The sequence below is a fragment of the Psychromarinibacter sediminicola genome (assembly GCF_029168335.1).
In the GTDB taxonomy this organism is placed as follows: domain Bacteria; phylum Pseudomonadota; class Alphaproteobacteria; order Rhodobacterales; family Rhodobacteraceae; genus Psychromarinibacter; species Psychromarinibacter sediminicola.
In genome coordinates, this window is sequence record NZ_JARGYC010000076.1 from 1 (window position 1) to 21,339 (window position 21,339).

22 protein-coding genes and 1 tRNA gene are annotated in these 21,339 nt (G+C 69.9%); 6 read left to right on the forward strand and 17 right to left on the reverse strand.

Going from position 1 to position 21,339, the window contains the following annotated elements; translation table 11 throughout:
• Nucleotides 1-169 precede the first annotated feature (169 nt).
• A complete protein-coding gene (locus P1J78_RS20400; RefSeq protein ID WP_275569243.1) occupies nucleotides 170-961 on the forward strand; it encodes an inositol monophosphatase family protein in 792 nt (263 codons plus the stop codon).
• 101 nt (nucleotides 962-1,062) lie between these two features.
• The gene (locus P1J78_RS20405; protein WP_275569244.1) at nucleotides 1,063-1,269 is read left to right on the forward strand and encodes a Flp family type IVb pilin; all 207 of its coding nucleotides are present in this window, start codon (nucleotides 1,063-1,065) and stop codon (nucleotides 1,267-1,269) included.
• Nucleotides 1,270-1,339: 70 nt separating this feature from the next.
• Here P1J78_RS20405 and P1J78_RS20410 read toward each other — a convergent pair whose 3' ends face one another.
• The 3 genes from P1J78_RS20410 to putA are packed head-to-tail and all read right to left on the reverse strand — an operon-like array spanning nucleotide 1,340 to nucleotide 5,938.
• Nucleotides 1,340-1,717, reverse strand: a complete 378-nt coding sequence (locus P1J78_RS20410; RefSeq protein ID WP_275569245.1) for a GFA family protein — start codon at nucleotides 1,715-1,717, stop codon at nucleotides 1,340-1,342.
• Nucleotides 1,714-2,463 (reverse strand): rhomboid family intramembrane serine protease, encoded by a 750-nt coding sequence (locus P1J78_RS20415; protein ID WP_275569246.1) that lies wholly within the window; start codon nucleotides 2,461-2,463, stop codon nucleotides 1,714-1,716. Before P1J78_RS20415 ends, P1J78_RS20410 begins: the two co-directional genes overlap by 4 nt.
• 31 nt (nucleotides 2,464-2,494) lie before the next feature.
• Nucleotides 2,495-5,938 (reverse strand): bifunctional proline dehydrogenase/L-glutamate gamma-semialdehyde dehydrogenase PutA, encoded by a 3,444-nt coding sequence (gene putA, locus P1J78_RS20420; RefSeq protein WP_275569247.1) that lies wholly within the window; start codon nucleotides 5,936-5,938, stop codon nucleotides 2,495-2,497.
• 101 nt (nucleotides 5,939-6,039) lie between these two features.
• Between putA and P1J78_RS20425 the strand changes: the two genes are divergently transcribed.
• Nucleotides 6,040-6,495 (forward strand): Lrp/AsnC family transcriptional regulator, encoded by a 456-nt coding sequence (locus tag P1J78_RS20425; RefSeq protein WP_275569264.1) that lies wholly within the window; start codon nucleotides 6,040-6,042, stop codon nucleotides 6,493-6,495.
• 85 nt (nucleotides 6,496-6,580) lie between these two features.
• On the opposite strand, the gene P1J78_RS20430 is transcribed toward P1J78_RS20425, so the two are convergent.
• From P1J78_RS20430 to P1J78_RS20440, 3 genes are read right to left on the reverse strand one after another with little or no spacing between them, the layout of a single operon-like run.
• Nucleotides 6,581-6,775 carry a DUF2783 domain-containing protein gene (locus P1J78_RS20430; RefSeq protein WP_275569248.1) on the reverse strand — a complete coding sequence of 65 codons (195 nt, stop codon included), beginning with the start codon at nucleotides 6,773-6,775 and terminating at the stop codon, nucleotides 6,581-6,583.
• Entirely contained in the window at nucleotides 6,772-8,382 is a 1,611-nt protein-coding gene (locus tag P1J78_RS20435) for an FAD-dependent oxidoreductase (RefSeq protein WP_275569249.1), read from the reverse strand. Before P1J78_RS20435 ends, P1J78_RS20430 begins: the two co-directional genes overlap by 4 nt.
• Nucleotide 8,383: 1 nt before the next feature.
• Nucleotides 8,384-8,941: a VOC family protein gene (locus P1J78_RS20440; RefSeq protein WP_275569250.1), complete on the reverse strand. Its 558-nt coding sequence runs from the start codon at nucleotides 8,939-8,941 to the stop codon at nucleotides 8,384-8,386.
• Nucleotides 8,942-9,129: 188 nt separating this feature from the next.
• Between P1J78_RS20440 and P1J78_RS20445 the strand changes: the two genes are divergently transcribed.
• Both P1J78_RS20445 and P1J78_RS20450 read left to right on the forward strand, forming a co-directional pair.
• Nucleotides 9,130-9,215 (forward strand) — tRNA-Leu (locus P1J78_RS20445).
• Nucleotides 9,216-9,623: 408 nt separating this feature from the next.
• On the forward strand, nucleotides 9,624-10,430 hold the full coding sequence (locus tag P1J78_RS20450; RefSeq protein WP_275569251.1) for a hypothetical protein: 807 nt from the start codon (nucleotides 9,624-9,626) through the stop codon (nucleotides 10,428-10,430).
• Between the two features lie 30 nt (nucleotides 10,431-10,460).
• Here the strand turns inward: P1J78_RS20450 and pcaD are convergent, their stop codons facing one another.
• The 11 genes from pcaD to P1J78_RS20505 all read right to left on the reverse strand — a co-directional run bounded on the left by pcaD (nucleotide 10,461) and on the right by P1J78_RS20505 (nucleotide 19,858).
• On the reverse strand, nucleotides 10,461-11,249 hold the full coding sequence (gene pcaD / locus P1J78_RS20455; protein ID WP_275569252.1) for a 3-oxoadipate enol-lactonase: 789 nt from the start codon (nucleotides 11,247-11,249) through the stop codon (nucleotides 10,461-10,463).
• Between the two features lie 53 nt (nucleotides 11,250-11,302).
• Entirely contained in the window at nucleotides 11,303-12,472 is a 1,170-nt protein-coding gene (gene pobA, locus P1J78_RS20460) for a 4-hydroxybenzoate 3-monooxygenase (protein WP_275569253.1), read from the reverse strand.
• A 146-nt stretch (nucleotides 12,473-12,618) separates the two neighbouring features.
• Complete coding sequence (locus P1J78_RS20465; RefSeq protein ID WP_275569254.1) at nucleotides 12,619-13,812, reverse strand: endonuclease/exonuclease/phosphatase family protein; 1,194 nt, start codon at nucleotides 13,810-13,812, stop codon at nucleotides 12,619-12,621.
• 79 nt (nucleotides 13,813-13,891) lie between these two features.
• On the reverse strand, nucleotides 13,892-14,344 hold the full coding sequence (locus P1J78_RS20470) for a macro domain-containing protein (RefSeq protein WP_275569255.1): 453 nt from the start codon (nucleotides 14,342-14,344) through the stop codon (nucleotides 13,892-13,894).
• Nucleotides 14,341-15,318 carry a threonine ammonia-lyase gene (locus P1J78_RS20475; RefSeq protein ID WP_275569256.1) on the reverse strand — a complete coding sequence of 326 codons (978 nt, stop codon included), beginning with the start codon at nucleotides 15,316-15,318 and terminating at the stop codon, nucleotides 14,341-14,343. Before P1J78_RS20475 ends, P1J78_RS20470 begins: the two co-directional genes overlap by 4 nt.
• Nucleotides 15,309-16,145, reverse strand: a complete 837-nt coding sequence (locus P1J78_RS20480; protein ID WP_275569257.1) for an alpha/beta fold hydrolase — start codon at nucleotides 16,143-16,145, stop codon at nucleotides 15,309-15,311. Before P1J78_RS20480 ends, P1J78_RS20475 begins: the two co-directional genes overlap by 10 nt.
• Nucleotides 16,142-16,828 carry a haloacid dehalogenase type II gene (locus tag P1J78_RS20485; protein ID WP_275569258.1) on the reverse strand — a complete coding sequence of 229 codons (687 nt, stop codon included), beginning with the start codon at nucleotides 16,826-16,828 and terminating at the stop codon, nucleotides 16,142-16,144. Before P1J78_RS20485 ends, P1J78_RS20480 begins: the two co-directional genes overlap by 4 nt.
• A 97-nt stretch (nucleotides 16,829-16,925) precedes the next feature.
• Nucleotides 16,926-17,939: a hypothetical protein gene (locus tag P1J78_RS20490; protein WP_275569259.1), complete on the reverse strand. Its 1,014-nt coding sequence runs from the start codon at nucleotides 17,937-17,939 to the stop codon at nucleotides 16,926-16,928.
• A gap of 67 nt (nucleotides 17,940-18,006) precedes the next feature.
• Complete coding sequence (locus P1J78_RS20495) at nucleotides 18,007-18,726, reverse strand: DUF1194 domain-containing protein (RefSeq protein WP_275569260.1); 720 nt, start codon at nucleotides 18,724-18,726, stop codon at nucleotides 18,007-18,009.
• The gene (locus P1J78_RS20500; RefSeq protein ID WP_275569261.1) at nucleotides 18,723-19,430 is read right to left on the reverse strand and encodes a DUF1194 domain-containing protein; all 708 of its coding nucleotides are present in this window, start codon (nucleotides 19,428-19,430) and stop codon (nucleotides 18,723-18,725) included. The genes P1J78_RS20495 and P1J78_RS20500 overlap by 4 nt, the downstream gene beginning before the upstream one ends.
• Nucleotides 19,424-19,858 carry a VOC family protein gene (locus P1J78_RS20505; protein WP_275569262.1) on the reverse strand — a complete coding sequence of 145 codons (435 nt, stop codon included), beginning with the start codon at nucleotides 19,856-19,858 and terminating at the stop codon, nucleotides 19,424-19,426. Before P1J78_RS20505 ends, P1J78_RS20500 begins: the two co-directional genes overlap by 7 nt.
• A gap of 194 nt (nucleotides 19,859-20,052) precedes the next feature.
• On the opposite strand from P1J78_RS20505, the gene thyX reads away from it, so the two are divergent.
• Nucleotides 20,053-20,958 carry an FAD-dependent thymidylate synthase gene (thyX, locus tag P1J78_RS20510; protein WP_275569263.1) on the forward strand — a complete coding sequence of 302 codons (906 nt, stop codon included), beginning with the start codon at nucleotides 20,053-20,055 and terminating at the stop codon, nucleotides 20,956-20,958.
• Nucleotides 20,959-21,339: the final 381 nt, after the last annotated feature.

Here is a 21,339-nt window from a genome sequence, read left to right on the forward strand (position 1 = left end):
ATCGGCGAACTCATCGACTGCTTCACGCACCAGGAATGCGAAAACTACTTCGCCGCCTGCGGATACGATGCAGATTGATCGGAAAACGCTCTAAACGCCCCCCGGAACGCCTCTTGTCCCTTCCGCGCCGCTGGCCTATGTCGCGGCCCTGTCGAACAGGAGCCGAGACATGCAGGGCAGCGCCAATCTCAACCTGATGATCCGCGCCGCGCGGAAGGCCGGGCGCAGCCTGGTCAAGGACTTCCGCGAGGTGGAGAACCTGCAGGTCTCGATGAAGGGGGCGGGGGATTTCGTCTCCCGCGCCGACATCGCCGCCGAGAAGATCATCCGCGACGAGCTGATGGGCGGGCGACCGAACTACGGCTGGGTCGGCGAGGAAAGCGCCGAGGCCGAGGGCACCGACCCCACCCGCCGCTGGATCGTCGATCCGCTGGACGGCACCACCAATTTCCTGCACGGCCTGCCGCACTGGGCCGTGTCGATCGCGCTGGAGCACAAGGGCGAGATCGTGGCCGGCGTCGTCTTCGACCCCGCCAAGGACGAGATGTTCGTGGCCGAGAAAGGCGCCGGCGCCTGGATGAACGAGGGCCGCCTGCGGGTCTCCGCGCGGCACCGGATGATCGAGGCGATCTTCGCCACCGGGCTGCCCTTCGGCGGCCGCGCCGACCTGCCGGAGACGCTGCGCGACCTGGGCCGGCTGCTGCCGGCCTGTGCCGGGGTGCGGCGCTGGGGCGCGGCGGCGCTGGACCTCGCCTATGTCGCGGCCGGGCGGCTCGACGGGTTCTGGGAGCGCGGGCTGCATCCCTGGGACATGGCCGCCGGCATCGTCATCGTGCGCGAGGCCGGGGGGCTGGTGGAGCCGCTGGACGAGGGCGGCGACATGTTCGACGACAAGACGATCCTGTGCGCGAACGAGCGGATTTTCGATCAATTCTCCGGAACGCTGCGCACCGTTGCGTGACGGGAGACGATCCGGGGGACGATCCGGGCGGCGCCGCAATGTGGCCGCACTCGGTTGCCAAGGCTGGACCGGAGTGTAGCGTTCGATTGGAGAGGCCCCCTGTGTTACTCATAAAGTCCCTCGACACCCGGTTCGGCCGTTTTCTGCGCCGCGAGGACGGTGCCATTACGGTGGACTGGGTCGTCATCACCGCCGGCGTCGTGGGCCTGTGCATCTCGGTCTTTGCATGGGTCGGCAACGACACCCACGATTACGGCGAGCGGGTCGGCAAGCACATGTCGACCGAGGGCGTGAAGACCGCATACTGACGCGCCCGCCCGCGCGCCCCCGAAGCCGGCCGCACGTCCAGCGGCCGGTTTCGGTTTTGCGGCGATGCTCTCAGCGCCCTCGGTCCGAGACGTGGTTCACCCCGTCCGTCCAGGCGAACTCGCCCAGCTCTCGCGGGTTCACCCCCTCCAGCGCGCCCAGGTTGATGCCGTATTCGTTCGGGTTCGAACGGCGCCGGTGGTGGGTGTAGATGCCGCAGACCGAGCAGAAATAGTGCTGCGCCGTGCCGGTGCCCCAGGTATAGAGCGTCAGCTTGTCGGCCCCCGTCACCACCGTCAGCTTGTCCAGCGGCACGCCCAGCATCGGGGCGCCGCGGCGGCGGCAGAACGAGCAGTCGCAGCGTTTCGCCTCTGCCAGTGGCCGGTCGATGACCACCGACAGTTCCACCGCGCCGCAATGGCAGGTCAGCCGCCGCGCCGCGCCGGTCATTTGCGCCGCCGTGTGACGCGGGGCACGTGGCTGCGCTCTAGCCGGTACTGTGCCTCGGGATGGTCCGGGTGGCCGTGGGTGCGGTTCCAGAAGGCCGGGCCGCCGCGCCGGAAGAACAGCGGCACGGTCAGCGCCAGCCCCACGACGAAGCCGCCGGCATGCGCCCAGTAGGCGACGCCGCCCATCGACGGGTCGGCGCCGACGCCGTTGAACAGCTGCAGCGCGAACCAGATGCCCAGCATGATCCAGGCGGGCACCGGGAAGACCTTGAAGAAGACGATGAAGATGAACAGCACATCGACCCGCGCCTTGGGATACATCAACAGGTAGCCGCCCATCACCCCGGCGATGGCGCCCGACGCGCCCACCGTGGGCACCACCGACCACGGCGCCATCAGGAAATGGATGAGCCCGGCACCGATCCCGCTGGCCAGGTAGAAGATCAGAAAGCCGAGATGGCCGAAATCCTCTTCCAGGTTGTCGCCGAAGATCCACAGAAACAGCATGTTGCCGGCGATATGCAGGAAGCCGCCATGCAGGAACATCGACGAGACCAGCGTGTAGTAGCCGCCGCCATCGGCCAGCCGCGCCGGGATCAGCGCCCAGTCGATCAGGAAGGCGCGCGCCGAGAAGTCGTCGGACATCGCGGGCAGGGTGCCCAGGAAGATCAGCACGTTCGCCGCGATCAGCAGGTAGCAGACGACGGGCGTCTGGCTGGACGGGTTGTGATCGCGGATCGGAAACATGGCGTCACCCTTGGGCGGCGCGGCCCGAAGGTCAAGCGTCGGATACCTGCGCCAGCAGCTCCGCGTTGCCGCCCGAGGCGGTGGTGTCGATGCACAGGTGCCGCTCGAACAGCGCGTCGGGCGCCGTGGGCATCGCCGTGATCAGCGGCACGATGGGTCCGTCGCGCTCGGCCAGCGAGCGCGCCAGCGCCCGCGCCGTGGCGTCGTCGCCCCACCAGATCACGCCGGAGAAATGCTCCAGGATGTGCATCTCTTCCGGATCCAGCGCCTCGGGCAGGGCGACCGCCACGCCGCCCAGCGCCTCCACCGCTTCCTTCTGGCGGATCGCCGCCGGGTCGCCGGGGCCGAGGCACAGGACGGGGCCGCGCGGGTGATGCGACAGGCGGTTCGACTCGCCCGTCGGTCCGGGGAAGTCGCGGACCGCCCGCGCGCCGCGCGGCGGCTGCGCCTCGTCGATCAGTTCCTGCACGTCGTCGAGGGGCAGGGCGGGGTCCGGCGTGCCGTCCTCGCGGAGACGCGCGCGGGCGGTGAAGCGGGCCACGTATTCGGGTCCGCCGGCCTTCGGGCCGGTGCCCGACAGCCCCTCGCCGCCGAAGGGCTGGCTGGCGACGATGGCGCCGATCTGGTTGCGGTTGACATAGGCGTTGCCGACGGCCAGCCGCTCGGTCACGTATTGCACCCGGTCGTCGATCCTGGTGTGCAGCCCGAAGGTCAGCCCGTAGCCCGAGCGGCGGATGTCGTCGAGCACCGAGTCCAGATCCTCCGGGTCGAAGGTGGCCAGATGCAGCACCGGCCCGAACACCTCGCGCTCGATGTCGAGGATGCCGCCCACCTCGACGACCGTCGGCGCGATGAAGACCCCCGTCTCGGGGGCGGAGAGCTGGTGCAGCACCGTGCCGTCCGCCTTCGCCGCCGTCACATAGGCGGCGATGTCGTCCCGCGCCTCGGCGTCGATGACTGGGCCCACATCGGTCGACAGGTGCCAGGGGTCACCCATATGCAGCGCGTCCATCGCGCCGAACAGCATCCGCTTGAAGCTCTCGGCGATGTCGGCCTGCACGTAGAGGCAGCGCAGCGCCGAACAGCGCTGGCCCGCCGACTGGAAGGCCGAGGCGAGGATGTCGCGCACCGCCTGCTCGGGCAGGGCGGTGGAATCGACGATCATCGCGTTGATGCCGCCGGTCTCGGCGATCAGCGGCGCGGAGGGGTCGAGATGCTCGGCCATCGCGGCGCGGATCGCCCGCGCGGTCTCGGTCGAGCCGGTGAAGGCCACGCCGCCCACGCGCGGGTCCGAGGTCAGCGCCGCGCCCACGGTCGGCCCGTCGCCCGGCAGGAACTGCAGCACCTCGCGCGGCACGCCCGCCTCGTGCAGAAGCGCGACGGCGGCATGGCCGATCAGCGGCGTCTGTTCGGCCGGTTTCGCCAGCACCGCGTTGCCGGCGGCCAGCGCGCCCGCGATCTGGCCGGTGAAGATCGCCAGCGGGAAGTTCCACGGGCTGATGCAGGTGAAGGTGCCGCAGGCCGGGCGGTCCAGCGTCTTCGCCTGCTCGGCGTAGTAGAGCAGGAAATCGGCCGCCTCGCGCAGCTCGCCCACCGAGTCGGGCAGGGACTTGCCCGCCTCGCGCGCGCAGATCGCGAAGAGCCGGGCGTGGTGCTCCTCGTAGAGCGCGGCGGCGCGCTTCAGCACCGCCGCGCGGTCCTCGGGCGGGGCGTCCCACGGCCGGGCGGCGGCCAGCGCGGCCTCTACCTCGTCGGGCGTCGCGTTGCGCACGCGGCCCACCTCGTCCTCGGGGTCGCAGGGGTTCACCCGGCGCTCGTCAGCCCCGTCCGGGCCTTCCTCGCCAGCAAGAATCGGCGCCGCCGCGAAGGTCGCGCTGCGGTATTCGCTGCGCGCCGCCTCCAGTTCCGCCAGCGTGGGCCGGTGGGCGAGATCCCAGCCGCGGGAGTTCTCGCGCAGCGGCCGGAAGATCTCCGCCGGCCGCTCCACGCGGATCGGCGCCGTCCTGACCGCCTCGAAGGGATCGGCCGCGACCTCTTCGGGCGGCACGTCCTCGTCCACGATCTGGTTGACGAAGGAGCTGTTCGCCCCGTTCTCCAGCAGCCGCCGCACCAGGTAGGCCAGCAGGTCGCGATGCGCGCCCACCGGCGCATAGATGCGGCAGCGCGCGCCCTTCTCCTGCATCAGCAGGTCGTGCAGCCGCTCGCCCATGCCGTGCAGGCGCTGGAACTCCCAGCCCTCGCGCGTCTCCGCCATCTCCAGAATCGCGGCGGCGGTGTGGGCGTTGTGGGTGGCGAATTGCGGGTAGATGCGGTCGCGCAGCCCCAGGAGCTTGCGCGCGCAGGCGATATAGGAGACGTCGGTCGCCGCCTTGCGCTGAAACACCGGGAAGCCCGGGGCGCCGATCACCTGGCTGTGCTTGATCTCGGTGTCCCAGTAGGCGCCCTTGACCAGCCGCAGCGTGAAGCGCCGGTCCAGCCGCTCGCCCAGGTCGTAGAGCCAGTCGATCACCGGCGCCGCGCGCTGGCCGTAGGCCTGCACCACCACGCCGAAGCCGTCCCAGCCGGCCAGCGCCTCGTCCTCCAGCACCGCCGCGATCACGTCGAGCGACAGCGACAGCCGGTCGGCCTCTTCGGCGTCGATATTCAGCCCTATGCCGGCCTCCGCCGCCTGCCGCGCGAGTTTCGACAGGCGCGGCACCAACTCGGCCATCACCCGCTCGCGCTGCGCTTCCTCGTAGCGGGGGTGCAGCGCCGAAAGCTTTACCGAGATGCCGGGGTTGTCGAGGATGTTGCCGTGGGTCGCCTTCTTGCCGATCTCCGCGATGGCGGCGGCGTAGGCGTCGAAGTAGCGCTTCGCGTCCGCGTCCGTGCGCGCGGCCTCGCCCAGCATGTCGTAGGAATAGGTGTAGCCCTTGGCTTCCATCCCCTCGGCGCGCGTCATCGCCGACCGGATCGTCTCGCCCAGCACGAATTGCCGCCCCATCTCGCGCATCGCCCGGCCCACGGCGGTGCGGATCACCGGCTCTCCCATCCGTTTCACCGCACCGCGCAGCGCGCCGGCCAGGCCCGGCCGCGGCTCTTCCAGAACGCGGCCCGTCAGCATCAGCGCCCAGGTCGAGGCGTTGACCAGCGACGAGGAGGAATGGCCGAGATGCTTGCCCCAGTCCGACGGGGCGATCTTGTCCTCGATCAGCGCGTCGATGGTCTCGGCGTCCGGCACCCGCAGCAGCGCCTCGGCGAGGCACATCAGCGCGATGCCCTCCTCGGTCGACAGCCCATATTCCGCCAGGAACACCTCCATCAGGCCGGGCCGGGCCGAGCCGCGGATGTCGCGCACCAGCGCGGCGGCGCGCGTTCCGATGCGCGCGCGCGCGGCGTCGTCCAGCGCGGCCATGTCGATCAGCGCGGCGAGGGTCGCGTCCTCGTCGGCATAGGTGGCGGCGTCGATCTTCAGGAGCGGGTCGGTGCGGGTCATGGCGGCCTCCGTTTCACCCTGGATAGCGCAGGTGGGGTTTTGCGTTTCGTCTGAAGATATGGCGTTGTCGGGAAAATCGACCGAAAACAGGACCGATGGCGATGCAATCCGACCTCGACCGCTTCGACCAGGCGATTCTCGACGTGCTGTCGGCCGAGGGGCGGATCAGCGTCACCGATCTGGCCGCCCGGATCGGCCTGTCCAAGACCCCGACCCAGACGCGGCTGAAGCGGCTGGAGCGCGACGGGGTGATCACCGGCTACCGCGCGATGCTGGACCCGATCCGCATCGGGCGCGACCACGTGGCCTTTGTCGAGGTCAAGCTGACCGACACGCGCGAGGCGGCGCTGGCGGCGTTCAACGCGGCGGTGCGCAAGGTGCCCGAGATCGAGCAATGCCACATGGTGGCCGCCGGGTTCGATTACCTGCTGAAGGTGCGCACGGCGGACATGACCGCCTATCGCCGGGTGCTGGCCGAGGAAATTTCGACCCTGCCGCACGTGGCGCAGACCTCGACCTTCGTGGCGATGCAGGCGGTGAAGGAGGGCGGGGTGTGAGCGCGCCGGCCAGGCCGGGGCGCTTAGTGCGAAACCGGGCCCGGCCCCTTCCCCAAAGGGCCGGACCCGTCCTGCGCGGCGCGGCTCAGGCCTCTGCGGGGGCCGCGAGCCGGATCGCTTCGCGCAGGTCTTCCAGACGTCCGACCTGGTTGGCCAGGATCAGGACCAGCCGGGCGTTCATGTCGTTCGCCTGCTCGTCGCTCAGATCGCGCTGGGCGTCGGTCAGCGCCTCGTAGAAGGCGTCGGGGTTTTCGAGGTTCGGGCTCAGCATCAGGGTCATGTCGTCTCTCCCATGGCGCGGGCGATGGCCTGCGCGACCTTGTCCGCGTCGAACTGCCGCCAGCGGGCGGCGACGTGCTGGTCCGGCCGGATCAGATAGACGCTGCCCGGCGTGCCGTCGTAGCGCTCGGCCACCAGCCCCGCGCTGTCCTCGAAATCCTCGCCGGCGACCAGGATCTTGGGCGTGAGAGCGCCGCGGCTTACCGTCTCCGGCACCGGGCCGAAGCTCAGAAGCGTGAAGCCATCGCCCAGAAGCTCCAGAAGCCACGCCTCCTCGCCCCGGACCTTCACCGGCGCGTCGGCGGCGCAGGTGCCCGGCGCCATCCGGCCGGCCCACGCCGCGTCGTCCGGCGTGTTCAGCGGGCTTTGCGCATAGGGCGTGGGCACCGACAGACGGCCCGAATTGACCAGCGGGCGGGCGAACTCGAACTGTTCCGACAGCGCCAGCGCCGCGTCGCGGAACCGGCGGGAGGCGGTGTTCTTCGGCGTGATGAAGTCCGTCGACCGGGTGGAATTGAGGATGTTGTCATCCGCGGCATAGGCGCGCTCGGCATGGTAGCTGTCGATCAGCGAGTCCGGCGCGTCGCCGCGGATCACCGCCGCCAGTTTCCAGCCCAGATTGTCGATGTCCTGCACGCCGGTATTGGCCCCGCGCGCGCCGAACGGCGACACCTGGTGGGCCGCGTCGCCGGCGAACAGCACCCGGCCATAGCGGAAATCGTCGATCCGGCGGCAGGCGAACTGGTAGACCGAGGCCCATTCCAACTCGAACTCCACGTCCTCGCCGATCATCGCCTTGACGCGCGGGATGATCCGCTCGGGCTGCTTTTCCAGCTTCGGATCGGCGTCCCAGCCCAGCTGGAAATCCAGCCGCCAGACATCGTCGGACTGCTTGTGCAGCAGCGCCGATTGCCCGCGGTGGAAATCGGGATCGAACCAGAACCAGCGCTCGGTAGGGAAGTTCGCCTTCATCACGATGTCGGCGATCAGGAACCGGTCCTGGAAGAACTGGCCCTTGAACTCGGCCCCCACCATGTTGCGGATGTCGGAATTGGCGCCGTCGCAGGCGACGACCCAGTCCGCCTCCATCCGGAAGATGCCGTCGGGCGTCTCCACGGCCAGCTCGGCATGGTCGTCGTGGCGGTGCAGGCTGACCACCTTGTGCTTCCAGCGCAGGTCGATCAGCGGGTTCGACCGCGCCGCCTCGACCATGTATTCCTCCAGGTAGTATTGCTGGAGGTTGATGAAGGCCGGGATCTTGTGGCCTTCCTCGGGCAGCAGGTCGAAATTGTAGACCTCGCGGTCGCGAAAGAACACGCGGCCCTGTTTCCAGCCGATGCCCTTGTCGAGCATCCGGTCGGCGACGCCCAGCCGGTCCCAGATCTCCAGCGGCCGCTTGGCGTAGCAGACCGCGCGCGAGCCGACCGAGACGGTGTCGGAATCGTCCAGCACCACGACCTTCAGGCCGCGGGCCGCGAAATCCAGCGCGGCCGTCAGCCCGACCGGCCCGGCGCCCACCACCACGACCGGGTGGCGCAGCACCTGGCCCGCGATCTGCTCGGGGCTCTGGACATACTCGAATTCGGGGAATTGGTACGTATTGAGCATCTTACAGCTCTTCCAGTTCTTTCGCGTGCAGCCAGTCGGCGTGGCGCGGGGCGCGCTTGGTCTGCGACCATTCCGCCAGCATCGCGTCCTTCACCTGCGCCGCCTTCGCGGCCATCGCGGCCGAGTCGGGGTCGTCATAGGCCAGCTCGATGCGGTGCCCGTTCGGATCGAAGAAGTAGATCGAGTGGAACACCGAGTGGTCGGTGACGCCCAGGACCTCGACGCCGTTGGCCTCCAGATGCTCTTTGTAGGCCACGAGCGTGTCGTGATCGGCGACCTTCAGCGCCAGGTGCTGCACCCATTTCGGGGTGTTCTCGTCGCGCCCCATCTCCGGCTTGGTCGGCAGCTCGAAGAAGGCCAGGACGTTGCCGTTGCCGGCGTCCAGGAAGATGTGCATGTACGGATCGGGTTCATGGGTGGACGGCACGTGGTTTTCCGCAAAGGCCAGCGTGTAGTCCATGTTCAGCATCTTCTTGTACCACTCCACGGTCTCCTTGGCATCGCGGCAGCGATAGGCGACGTGGTGGATCTGTTGGACCTTGAGTTCGGGTGCAGACATCGGGGCTTCCTCCTCCTCCGGGATATCGTTGCGATTGCAACGATCATGCGGGCCTCTTTACAGGCAGGGCCGGGGGCACGTCAAGACGTTGCATTTGCAACGATGCTGTGACATCCGGTCCCGCCACCTGCGCGCCGCCGCGATTCCCGGTTTCCGCCCGCGCGCCCCGCGGCTATGGTCCGCGCCGGGCCCGCGTGGTGGAATGGTAGACACAGGGGACTTAAAATCCCTAGGCCGAGAGGCCGTGCCGGTTCGAGTCCGGCCGCGGGTACCAACACGTCGATTTCGGCATTTTTTTTTTGAGCGAAGTGCCCCACGAAAGAGCCGCGTGGGGCAACCTATGGCGGCCATCGGGTGTCCCGGAAGGGGCGGGTCCTCGTGCCGAGCTACAGCGGGGGATGCCGCGCGGCGCCGGAGCCTTTCCGGGATCCCGAAATTCCCAACGCTCTCACGATGACGGGCGGGCGACGCCATCGGGATATTGCCCGCCGCGATCGTCGGCACCGGTGCCGTCCGGCAGGATCGACATGGGCGGATCGCGGTAGGTCGAAGGGGCCGGCCGGGGCGAGGGCTTGCAGAACGGCTCCGCCAGGGGACTACGAGCCCCCCGCCGCACACGGGCTTGCGCGCCGCCGCGCGGGCGGGGTAGGTCGGAGCGAACACCAACCAACGGACCCGCCCCGTGCGCGACATGACGCCCTCGGCCTATTCCCCGCCTGCCTGGCTGATCTGGTTCGCCGGCTTCGGCCTCTGCGCGAACCTGGTCGTCGCGGGTGTGGTCAACTTCCGCATCTACTGGGCGCGGGCGGCCTATATCGCGGCGCATCCCGACCGCGTCGCCGACCGGCCGCCGACGATCAGCCAGGCGCTGGCGGACCCCGCCATCCAGCAGGTCTTCGCGCAGTGGATCCTGGTCTCGGCCGTGCTGCTCTATGCCGCCGTCATGGCGATCACCGTCTCGCAGCTCCATGTGCTGTTCCGCGGCCCGGCGCTCCCGCCCAGGGCGCGCCGGATCATGCTGCGCCTGGCGGCCGCGGTCGTCCCGGTGCAGGCCGTGGCCTGCATCGGCATGGTGATCCTCAGCCAGTACACCTTTCCCGCGCACCGCGACACGCACATGCTCGGCAGCTACCTGTTCTTCGGCGCGCAGGCCGCGGCGGTGGTGATCGGGCTGTACTACAGCGCCATGCTCGCCCGCGATCCGGAGACGCGGGCGGTGATGGCGGGGGCGGGCGTGCTGCACCCGCCGGCGAACCGCGTCCGGCTGGTCGCGGGAAGCGTCAGCATCGGGCTCGCCGTGCTCTACCTCGTGCTGTTCTTCGGCAAGGATCTGGTGGCAGCCGACTGGGCGCCGCTGATCTACCGCACCTACACCACGACCGAGCCGTTATGCATCTCGTCCTTCCTGCTCTTCGTGCTGCTCTACACCGCCGATCTCGCCCGGCTCATCCGCTCCCGGCGGCGCCGGGCCGCCGTGCTGCGCGCCTGAGCCGCGGCCGCGGCTCCCGGCCATAGCCCGTCACAGGGCGCCGGTCTCGCTCAGGAACCCTGCCAGCACCTCGGCATATTCCTGCGGCTTCTCCACGCAGGGCAGGTGGCCGGCGCCGCGGATCAGGTGGACCCGCGCGCCGTCGATCAGCTCGGCCGTCTCGCGCACCAGGTCCGGCGGGGTCGAGCCGTCCTCGCTGCCGGCGATGGCCAGCACCGGCATCGCGATCCCCGAGGTGGGGGTGTAGAAATCCGTGCCCCGGATTGCCGCCATGCAGCCCAGATACCCCTCGACCGGCGTGCGCGTCAGCATGTTCCGCCAGGCGGCGAGTTCGGGCGTCGCGCGGAAGCCCTTCGAGAACCAGCGCTCCATCGTGCCGTCGGCCAGCGCCTCGATCCCGCCGGCCCGGACCTGGTCCATCCGGTCGGACCAGGTCTCTTCGGTCCCGATCTTGGCGGCGGTGTTCGACAGGACCAGCCGCGCCACCAGGTCCGGCCGCTTCACCGCCAGCCCCTGGGCGATCATGCCGCCGATGGACAGGCCGACGAAGGTCGCGCCGGTCACGCCCAGCCGCTCCATCAGCCGCTCGGCATCGGTGACGAGCGCGCCCATCGCGTAGGGCCCGGGCGGGCAGTCCGACAGCCCGTGGCCGCGCTTGTCGTAGCGGATGATCCGCAGGCCGGCCGGCAGCCGGTCCACCACGGCGTCCCAGAGCCGCAGGTCGGTCCCCAGCGAATTCGCCAGGACCACCGGCGTGCCGTCGCGATCGCCATCCTCGCGCCAGTGCAGGCGCAGCCCGTCGAGATCGGCTATCTGCATCGCGCTCCCCCTTCTTTCGGAATTGCGGCGCCGTGCGCGGTCGGCCCGCGTCCCTAATACGGCAGCCCCACATATTGCTCGGCAAAGGCCGCCTGCGCCGCCTCGGACCGGGTCAGGAAGTCCAGCTCGGTCTCCTGCATCCGCCGGTCGAAGCCCGACTGCTCGGGATAGCGGTGCATCAGCGTCGTGAACCACCAGGAGAACCGCGTCGCGCCCCAGACCCGCCGGGCCGCCTGTTCGGCGTAGGTCTCCAGCCCGGAGTCGTCGCCCTCCAGGTAATGCCCGACCAGCGCGTGATACAGATAATAGACATCCGACACCGCCAGGTTCAGCCCCTTGGCCCCGGTCGGCGGCACGATATGCGCCGCGTCGCCCACCAGGAACAGCCGCCCCCAGCGCATCGGCTCGGCCACGTAGGAGCGCAGCGGCGCGATGGATTTCTCCACCGACGGCCCCGTCACCAGCCGGTCGGCCATCTCTTCGGGGATGCGGCGGCGGAACTCGTCCCAGAAGGCGTCGTCGGACCAGCTCTCGACCACCTCGCCCTTGTCGACCTGCACGTAGTAGCGGCTGAGATTGTCGTTCCTGAGCGAGGCCAGCGCGAAGCCGCGCGAATGCGAGGCATAGAGGATCTCGCGGCTGACCGGCGGCGTCTCGGACAGCACGCCGAGCCAGCCGAACGGATAGACCCGCTCGTACTCGGTCAGCACGTCCTGCGGGATGGTGCGGCGGCTGACCCCGTGGAACCCGTCGCAGCCGGCCACCCAGTCGCAGTCGATCCGGTGCTCGGCGCCGTCCTTGTAATAGGTGACATAGGGCGTGTCGGTATCGACGTCGTGCGGCTTCACCGCGTCGGCCTCGTCGATCACCGTGCCCTCCATCGCGTCGCGCGCGTCATAGAGGTCCTGGGTGATCTCGGTCTGGCCCCAGACCATCATCGACTTGCCGGTGATCGCCTTGAGATCGACGCGGAAGCCCCAGTTCTCGCCGGCCACCACCGTGCCCTCGTCGGCGATGCCCAGCTCGTCCATCCGGTGCCCGACCCCGGCCTCGCGCAACAGCGCCACCGTGCCGGGTTCCAGCACCCCGGCGCGGATGCGGCCGAGGACGTATTCGCGCGAGCGGCGCTCCAGCACGACGCTGTCGATCCCCTTGCGGTGAAGAAGCTGCGACAGAAGCAGGCCCGACGGCCCGCCCCCGATGATACAAACCTGAGTGCGCATGTCCGGCCTCCCCTTTCGGCGCAGACTGGCACGCGCGCCGGGGATTGTCGACACGGCCGGCCACCGCGCCTGTCGTCGCGCCCGACGGGACGGATCGCACCCGCTGCTGCTTCACCTTGGCGTAAATACCCAGGGGCCGCCGCCGCCTACCTACGCCCCATCCGGATATGCGCCATGATCTGGCCGTGGTCGCTCGCCAGCTTGTTGTAGGGCGCCTCGGGGTGCGAGCCGTCGGTGAGATGGTCGTTCAGCACGCTGAAATACGCCATCTCGCCGATCCGCTCGGCGTAGTCGGGGTGGAAATGCCGCGACATCAGGATCTGGTCGATGGACTCGTAGACCCCGCCGAAGGCCGCCGTGTAGACCATGTCGCGCAGCGACTTCCGCACGAACAGCTTCTCGGCCGAGTGCAGCCGCACCCGCTCCACGTCCTCGCGGATGCGCTCCGCCTCGTCGTCGGAATAGCGCTCGTTCCGGGCCTGCGCGTCGTAGCGGCGCATCCAGGCATAGTTCACGAAGGGCCGCTCGCCCGCGATGATCTCGGCGGCCACCGAGTCCTCGCTATCGTTGTAGTCGCCCAGCACCATCACCGGATGGCCCGCCTCCAGCTCCTGCAGGATCATCCGCCGCAGCACCCAGGCCTCCGCCATCCGCCGGAGCCCCGCCTTCAGCGCGCCGAGCGACCGGCCCTCGGCGTCGTAGCGCAGCAGGTTCTGTTCCGGCGCGAACAGCGCGCCCTCGGGGCGGTGGAACTCGCCCAGCTTCGACTTCAGATGGACGTTGAAGACGGTCACGACCGAGCCGTCGACCGGCACCTTCACCTTCAGGATCGGCCGCGACAGCCGCGACAGGCGGTAATGCCCCGCGTCCTCGCCGGTCAATTCGCGGAACGGGATCACCACCGCCGGGTCCAGCGCCTGCACCACCTCCGGCGCGCCGTCGAAGCCGTGCCGCGACAGCACCGCCAGCCCCGGCCGCCGCTCGCCCGGCGGGCCGTCGTTGACGTTCGGCGCGAAGGCCAGCGCGGCCCCGGTATAGCCTTCGCTGTGCAGCTTCCGGAAGATCGCCTTCTTGCGATAGGGCTTGTCCCGCCCCGGCACCGCGGCCGCGTTCAGCGCGTCGCTGCGGGCGGTGGCCTCGTCCACGACCGCGCGCAGGGCCTCCTCCTGGAACACCTCCTGGAAACACAGCACGTCCGCGTCCAGCGTCAGCAGCTGGTCGGCCAGCCAGTCCTCCTTCCACGCATATTCCTCGGCGGTGTAGCTCTCGAAGCGGTAGTATTCCCGATCCGGCCCGATCAGGTTCTTCACGTTGAAGCTGGCGATGGTGAATTCGGTCATGGAAATCTCCCAGGAGGTATCAGGACAGTATGGCCCCGGTGGAGGGACGGGGCGTATCCGTCGACCGCCCCGGCGCCGCTCACGGCAGCACCACCAGCCGGTGGTCGCGCCCCTCCAGCGCCCGGTCGATGCGCGTGGCGATCTCGTCCCAGTCGCCGCCGCCCATCCCCGCGCCGATCTTCGGATAGCCGATCCGGCGGTCGGGAAACCGCCGCGCCACCTCGGCGAAGGCCCGCTCGATCGCGTCGTAATCCGCCGTCCCCTCGCGCCCCGTCCAGTGGAACTGGGTATAGGCGTTGACCACCCGGATCCGGTGCCCGTCGCGCTGTGCCCGTGCGGTCGAGACGGTGCCCAGCTTGTCGCGGTCGCCCTTCGGCGTCTCCCGGTCGGCCGCGACCGCCTGCGGGAACTCGGCGGCGATGGCCGCGGCGATGCCCCGGCCCATCTCGTGAAAGCAGTTGCAGCCGTGGACGATCACGTCCAGCTCGCCCGCGCAGGCCATCGCGATCAGGTCGCCCTCCACCTCTTTCATGCCCCCTCCCGGAGCACGTCGGCAAAGGCTGCCGGGTCCACGTTCCCGCCCGAGGCGACCACGATCACCGCGTCGCCCGCCACCGTCTCGGGCCGGTAGAGCGCCGCCGCCAGCGCCACCGCGCCGCCGGGTTCCAGCACCAGCTTCAGCCGCACGAACGCCGCCGCCATCGCCTTCAGCGCCAGCGCGTCCGGCACCGCGAGCCCCGGCCGGCAGAGCCGTTGCATGATCGGAAAGGTGAGCTCACCCGGCGACGGCGTCACGATCGCGTCGCAGACCGACCCCGCCATCCGGTCGTTGCGCTCGATCCGGCCCGCGGCGAGCGAGCGCGCCACGTCGTCGAACCCCTCCGGCTCCACCGGCCGCGCGCGCAGCCCCGGCGCATGCCGCTCCAGCGCCAGCGCGATGCCGCTCGTCAGCCCGCCGCCGCCGCAGCAGACCAGCACGTCGGCCTCGCTCACACCGCACGCCGCCGCCTGCGCCGCGATCTCCAGCCCGCAGGTGCCTTGCCCGGCGATCACCATCGGTTCGTCGAACGGCTTGATCAGTGTCAGCCCCCGTTCGGCGGCCAGCGCCGCGCCGATCTCGTCGCGGTCCTCGGTCTCGCGGTCGTAGAGCACCACCTCCGCCCCGAACCCTTCGGTATTCGCCACCTTCAGCCGCGGCGCGTCGCGCGGCATCACGATCACCGCGGGCACCCCGTGCAGCTTGGCCGCATAGGCCACGCCCTGCGCATGATTGCCCGAGGAGAACGCGATGACGCCCCTGGCCCGCACGTCCGGCGGCAGCGCCGAGACCGCCGACCAGCCGCCGCGGAACTTGAACGAGCCGGTATGCTGCAGGCATTCCGGCTTCACCAGCACCCGCCGCCCCGCGATCTCGTCGAGAAACGGCGAGGACAAAAGCGGCGTGCGCCGCACCACCGGCGCCAGCCGCTCCGCCGCGGCCTCGATCTCGGCGACCGTCACCGGCATTGGTCGATCCACGCCCGGATGGCCGCCACCGCCTCCGGCTCGTCCAGGAACGGCACATGCCCGCGCCCCGGCACCTCGGCGGCGATCATGTCGGGCCGGCGCCTTTGCATCTCGGCGAAGGTCTCCGGGCTGAGAAGGTCCGAATTCGCTCCCCGGATCGCCGCCAGCGGCAGCCCCGCCAGACAGTCGAAGACCGGCCAGAAATCCGCCGGCGCCGGGTTCGCCTCGGGCTCGGCCGCGTCGAAGATGCGGGCGAGGTCGGGGTCGTAGTTCAGCTTCAGCCCCTCCGGCGTCTCGACATAGAACCGCTCCACCTCCTCGCGCCAGCGGCTGTGCGGCACGCCCTGGAACGCCGCCTCCAGGAACCGCCCGCGCATCGCCGCGGCCTCTTCCAGCGTCTTCACGACGGGGGTCTTGCCCACATAACCCCGGATCAACTCCAGCCCGGCGGGGTCCACATAGGGCCCGATGTCGTTCAGGCAGACGCCGATCAGCCGCGCCTTCGCCGTCGCCGCCAGCGTCATCGCGATCAGCCCCCCGCGCGAGGTGCCCAGCACGGCCGCCGTCTCCAGCCCCAGATGATCCAGCAGCGCCAGCGCGTCCTGTGCCTCCACCGGCACGGTATAGGTCGCAGGATCGGCCCAGTCCGACCCGCCGCGCCCGCGATAATCCATCCGGATCAACCGCACCTCGCCCAGATGCGGCGCGACATAGTCGAAATCGCGCATCGTCCGGGTCAGCCCGGCAAGGCACAGCACGGGCAGGCCGCGGCCCTCGTCGGAATAGGCCAGGCTCAGGCGGTCATGGGTGGTGAACGTCTCGGTCATGAGGCTCCTGCAAGCTCGGGAATGCCGCTCAGGTCGGTCAGGATGTGATCGGGGCGCCAGGGCAGGCGGTCCACCGGCTCGGCCGCCCGGTTGACCCAGGCGGTGACGAAGCCGAACCCCTTGCCATGCGCCGCGTCCCAGCCGTTCGAGGACACGAACAGCACCTCTTCGGGCTGCGTGCCGTATTCCATCCCGACCAGGTCGTAGACCTTGCGGTGCGGCTTGAACACGCCCACCGCCTCGACCGACAGGATCGCGTCGAGATAGTCGGCCACCCCGGCGCTCTCCACCGCGCGGCAGAGCATCTGCGGCGCGCCGTTCGACAGGATGCCGGTGGCGAAGCCGCGCTGCTTCAGCGTGGCCAGCATCTCCGGCACTTCCGGGTAGGCGGAAAGCTCCAGGTAGAGCGCCATGAGCCGCTCGCGCAGGGCCGCATCGTCCAGCCCCGCCGCCTCCATCGCCCAGTCCAGCCCGTCGCCCGTCACCTGCCAGAAGTCGCAATGCGCCCCGGCCACGGCGCGCAGCCAGGTATATTGCAGCTGCTTCAGCCGCCAGTCGCGGGCGAGCGTCTGCCAGCAGTCCCGCAGCGCCTCGTTGCCGGGCTCCGCCGCGGCCTCGCGGGCGGCGGCGGCGACGTCGAACAGGGTGCCGTAGGCGTCGAACACGCAGGCTTTGATCGGCATGGGGCATCTCCCTTCGCGGGCAGAGTGGCAGAAGGGGCGGGGGAGGGGAAGGCTCGGCGGCGTGCCCCGAATTTTCGACGAAAATTCGCGCCCCGCCTCACTCGCGGCAAATCCCCTGCAGGCTCACCCATTCCGCGTCGCGCAGCACCGGCGGCGCGAATGTCGGATCGACCGGGTCCGCCTCGATCAGGCCCAGCGTCGTCTCGCCCGAGGCGTCCACGGCATAGGCGTAGGGCGACGCCGGAACCTCCACGGCGGCGAACCTTTCCAGCAGCGCCCGGTCCGCCACCGGGTCGGGCGGCGCCGTCAGCAGCGCCTCGGCATAGCCCGCCAGCGTCGCCTCGCGCACGTCGCCCGTGGTCAACAGCCGGAACGCCACCATCGGCCCGGTGACGCGCAGCATCCGCTCCACCGGGTCCACCGCCGCGGCGCGCGCCACCTCTGCCAGGACATAGCCGGCCACGACGCTCGGGTCGTCGTACTCCTCGACCAGCGCGCGGCTCACCAGCACGATGCCCCCCGGCAGATGCGCCGCGTCGGAGATGCCGTCGGGCAGCACGACGAGCCGGCCGGACCCGCCCAGCAGCCGGGCCTCCAGCTCGCCCACCGCGCGGTCGCCCAGCTCGGTCGAACAGGGCGGCCCGGTCAGCCGCCGCACCTCGTCCAGCAGCCGCGCGCCCAGGTCGGCGCGCTTGGCCGCCGGCACCACCGCCGCCGCGTGGCGGATCATCGCGTCGGGCAGCCACAGCACGCCCGCCGCCAGCACCGCCACCAGCGCGCCGGCCAGCAGCACATAGCGCAGCCGCCCCTGCCGCGGCCGCCGCCGGTCGATCGCCGCGCGGATCCGCTCGATCGCCGTCTCCAGGTCGGTATCGGTGACCTCCAGCTCCTCCGGCGAATCCGGTCCCGGACGGTAGAGCGCCGGCCGGATCGACGGGTTCAGCCGCTCCACCGCCGCCAGCGACCAATGCGCCAGCGGCCGGCCCGCGCCGTCGTAGATCACCAGCGTCGCATCGCCCAGCGACACGATCACGTCGCGCCGCTGATCCTCCGGGTCCGCCCGCCAGATCGCCGGCAGCTCCAGCCGCTGGTACTCGGTCAGTGCCGTCATGGCTGTCCCTGTCCCCCTCGCTGGCGCGCGACGATACCGAAGCGGGCGGAAAGTGCAAACCGGGCCGTCACGGCCGCGGGCCACGCCCGGCGACGGCGAGGGTCTGCAGCTCGCGCAACAGCTTCTTCGCCATCGCCCCCTCGAACCCCTCGAAGCCCAGCGCCAGCTCGGTGAAGGCGCCCGGGCCGTGGATCACCTCGTTGCGGTAATAGGCCAGAAGCTCGCCCACCGCCGCGCCGCGGGCGTCCGAGGCGCTGCGCGGGTCGGCCCCCACGACCAGCCCGTTCACGGTGATCCCGGCCAGCGCCGGGTCGCGCTTCACCGTCCGCGGCCGCGGGCCGACATTCGACTTGCCGTCGCCCGACAGATCCAGCACCCGCCGGTCGCAGTCGCCCTGCGCCGCCAGCGCCTCGGCGCCGGTCCGCATCGCGACCCCGATCGCCGTGGCCGGCGCCATCGACACGCGCCCCGTGCCGGTCAGCACCGCCGCGACGTCGGCCAGGTCGCCCGCCGACCCGATCTCGCGCCAGTCCACCAGCCGTCGCTGGTCCGCGCTGCCGGCCCATTCGAAGACGTAAAGCCGCACCGGCGCCTCGGGAAAGGCCAGGAACGCCTGCTGCACCTCGGGCCGCAGCAGCGCCGCCGCCAGCCCGTCCAGCTGCAGCCGGTATTCGACCGCGTCGACGGACCCCGACACGTCCAGCCCCAGCGCCAGCGCCTGCCGACAGGCCGCCCCGGCCGGCAGCGCCGAGACCAGCCACGCCAGAAGCACCAGCGCGCGCCTCACCCGCCGCCGTCCCCGGCCGCGCGGGGCAGCGCGCCCACCGCCCGCACCTCCATCTCGCGCAACAGCTTGCGGCGCATCGCCCGCTCGAACCCGTCGAAATCGGCCGCCGTCTCGACGAAGGCGCCGGGGCCCTTGATCACGTTCTCGCGGTAGTATTGCGGCAGGCCCTCCTCCAGCCCGCCGATCACCAGCCCGTTCACCGTCACCCCGCCCAGCGGGAAGTTCTCGTAGGCCAGCCGCGGCGCGAAGCCCTCGTTGTTGCGCCCGTCGCCCGAGACGTCGATCGTCACCTGGTCGCAGACCGGCGCGCCCTCGATCAGCGCGGCGGCGTAGCCCAGCGCATAGCCGATGGCGGTGGGAAACTCGGTATAGCTGCGGCGCGATCCGGCGATCCGGCTGGCGGCAGCGAAGATGTCGTCGCGCGTCTCCAGCAGCCGCCAGTCCAGCAGCACGTCCTGCTGATAGCGCCCGCTCCACTCGAAGACCGACAGCGCCACCGGCCGGTCGGGCAGGGCCAGCACGACCTCGACGATCTCGGGCGCGGTCAGCGCCGCGGCCAGCCCCTCGCGCTGCAGCCGGTCCTCGGCGTCGTCCACCGAGGACGAGATGTCCAGCGCCAGGAGCAGGGCCAGCCGGCAGGCCGCCCCCGCCGGCAGCGCGGCCCCGGCCGAAACGGCCAGGGCAAGGGGCAGGGGCCCTACCAATGCCCCGTGTTTTCCATGCTCGCCCAGGGTTCCTCGGGCGGCAGCGCCTCGCCCGCCTGCAACAGCTCGACCGAGACGTTGTCGGGCGAGCGCACGAAGGCCATGTGCCCGTCGCGCGGCGGCCGGTTGATCGTCACGCCCGCATCCATCAGGGTCTGGCAAAGCCCGTAAAGATCGTCGACCTTGTAGGCCAGATGCCCGAAATGCCGGCTGTCCGAGGGCAGCCCCTCGTCGCCGTCCCAGTTATAGGTCAGCTCCACGTCGGCGGTGCCGTCGTCCTGGTCGGGCGGGCACAGGAAGACCAGCGTGAACCGGCCCTTCTCGTTCTCCGACCGCCGGCGCTCCTTCAGGCCCAGCATCTTGAAGAACTCGATCGTCTTGTCGAGATCCTTCACGCGGACCATGGTGTGCAGATAGGTGATGCTCATGTGGGGTCCTCTCCCGGTTGCGGTTTTGGCCGGAGCCTAGCACGATTGCCGGCAGGGACCAGAGGGCAGGCGCCCGCGCGCGCCCAACACCCGCACGCCCCGCGACATCCCCGCATCTCGCGGCGGTTCCATTCGCCGCGCATAGATGTAGTATCGCCCGCACGTGCCCCGACTCGCACCGAAGGAGAGCCCCGATGCCGCTGACGCCCGAGCAGCAAGCCGAGATCGACGCCCAGCGCGCCGCCCCCCGCCAGACCCTCCGCGCCGTGTCGGAGGGGATGGAGGCGCATCTCTACCGCCCGCGCGAGGTGCTGGATCACGGCTTCGTCCGGGTCATCGACTACATGGGCGACGACAGCGCCATCGTGCAGGCTGCCCGCGTCTCCTACGGCGCCGGCACGAAGCACGTGTCGAACGACGAGGGGCTGATCCGCTACCTGATGCGCCACTGGCACTCGACGCCGTTCGAGATGTGCGAGGTCAAGTTCCACGTCAAGCTGCCGGTCTTCGTCGCCCGGCAATGGATCCGCCACCGCACCGCCAACGTGAACGAGTATTCCGCCCGCTACTCGATCCTCGACCGCGAGTTCTACATCCCCGCGCCGGACGCGCTCGCCGCGCAGTCCACCACCAACAACCAGGGCCGCGGCGCCGTGCTGGAAGGCGCCGAGGCCGAGCGGGTGCTGGAGATGCTGAAATCCGACGCCGGGCGGGCCTATGACCACTACGAGGCGATGCTGTCCCAGGACGGCCAGCAGGGCCTCGCGCGCGAGCTGGCGCGGATGAACCTGCCGGCCAATGTCTACACGCAGTGGTACTGGAAGACCGACCTGCACAACCTCTTCCACTTCCTCCGTCTGCGCGCCGACGCCCACGCCCAGTACGAGATCCGCGTCTACGCCGAGGCGATCTGCGAGATGGTCCGCGACTGGGTGCCCTTCGCCTATGCCGCCTTCGAGGACTACCGGATGGGCGGCGCGACCCTGTCGGCCAAGGCTTTGGACTGCGTGCGTCGGATGTTAAAAGGGGAGGAAGTGACCCAGGAGACATCGGGGATGTCGAAGGGGGAGTGGCGTGAGTTTGAAGGGGTGATTGGGTGAGGCCATGAATGGCGGCCCCACCAAGGTTTCACATTTCCATTCTGATTGTTGCTCGAATTGCAAGAAGAATAAGAACTCGCGAGGGCAGCATGAAAGCCCACGTCGCGACGGTGGCAGGAAGCTTCACGTGTCTCGATATTTTGAAGTCATCGATAAACACTCGACCGATTACGTAGTTGATACCTGCCATTGAGGTCGCAAACTCGAGACGAAGTAGAAGTGAGGCTAGGTAAGCCACATCTTCTCTATCAATTGTCTCTTGTAGAGTTCTACTTTTTTCGCTCCGCCTTAGAGCGTTTTCCGATCAATCTGCATCGTATCCGCAGGCGGCGAAGTAGTTTTCGCATTCCTGGTGCGTGAAGCAGTCGATGAGTTCGCCGA

Coding starts and splice junctions, on each gene's coding strand:
- P1J78_RS20400 (WP_275569243.1), top strand. CDS start 170: ATGCAGGGCAGCGCCAATCTCAACCTGATGATCCGCGCCGCGCGGAAG.
- P1J78_RS20435 (WP_275569249.1), bottom strand. CDS start 8,382: ATGCTCAATACGTACCAATTCCCCGAATTCGAGTATGTCCAGAGCCCC.
- P1J78_RS20485 (WP_275569258.1), bottom strand. CDS start 16,828: ATGCCGATCAAAGCCTGCGTGTTCGACGCCTACGGCACCCTGTTCGAC.
- P1J78_RS20480 (WP_275569257.1), bottom strand. CDS start 16,145: ATGACCGAGACGTTCACCACCCATGACCGCCTGAGCCTGGCCTATTCC.
- P1J78_RS20415 (WP_275569246.1), bottom strand. CDS start 2,463: ATGTTTCCGATCCGCGATCACAACCCGTCCAGCCAGACGCCCGTCGTC.
- P1J78_RS20465 (WP_275569254.1), bottom strand. CDS start 13,812: ATGACCGAATTCACCATCGCCAGCTTCAACGTGAAGAACCTGATCGGG.
- putA (WP_275569247.1), bottom strand. CDS start 5,938: ATGACCCGCACCGACCCGCTCCTGAAGATCGACGCCGCCACCTATGCC.
- P1J78_RS20430 (WP_275569248.1), bottom strand. CDS start 6,775: ATGACCCTGATGCTGAGCCCGAACCTCGAAAACCCCGACGCCTTCTAC.
- pcaD (WP_275569252.1), bottom strand. CDS start 11,249: ATGCAGATAGCCGATCTCGACGGGCTGCGCCTGCACTGGCGCGAGGAT.
- P1J78_RS20490 (WP_275569259.1), bottom strand. CDS start 17,939: ATGACGGCACTGACCGAGTACCAGCGGCTGGAGCTGCCGGCGATCTGG.
- P1J78_RS20425 (WP_275569264.1), top strand. CDS start 6,040: ATGCAATCCGACCTCGACCGCTTCGACCAGGCGATTCTCGACGTGCTG.
- P1J78_RS20410 (WP_275569245.1), bottom strand. CDS start 1,717: ATGACCGGCGCGGCGCGGCGGCTGACCTGCCATTGCGGCGCGGTGGAA.
- P1J78_RS20470 (WP_275569255.1), bottom strand. CDS start 14,344: ATGAAAGAGGTGGAGGGCGACCTGATCGCGATGGCCTGCGCGGGCGAG.
- P1J78_RS20440 (WP_275569250.1), bottom strand. CDS start 8,941: ATGTCTGCACCCGAACTCAAGGTCCAACAGATCCACCACGTCGCCTAT.
- thyX (WP_275569263.1), top strand. CDS start 20,053: ATGCCGCTGACGCCCGAGCAGCAAGCCGAGATCGACGCCCAGCGCGCC.
- pobA (WP_275569253.1), bottom strand. CDS start 12,472: ATGCGCACTCAGGTTTGTATCATCGGGGGCGGGCCGTCGGGCCTGCTT.
- P1J78_RS20475 (WP_275569256.1), bottom strand. CDS start 15,318: ATGCCGGTGACGGTCGCCGAGATCGAGGCCGCGGCGGAGCGGCTGGCG.
- P1J78_RS20505 (WP_275569262.1), bottom strand. CDS start 19,858: ATGAGCATCACCTATCTGCACACCATGGTCCGCGTGAAGGATCTCGAC.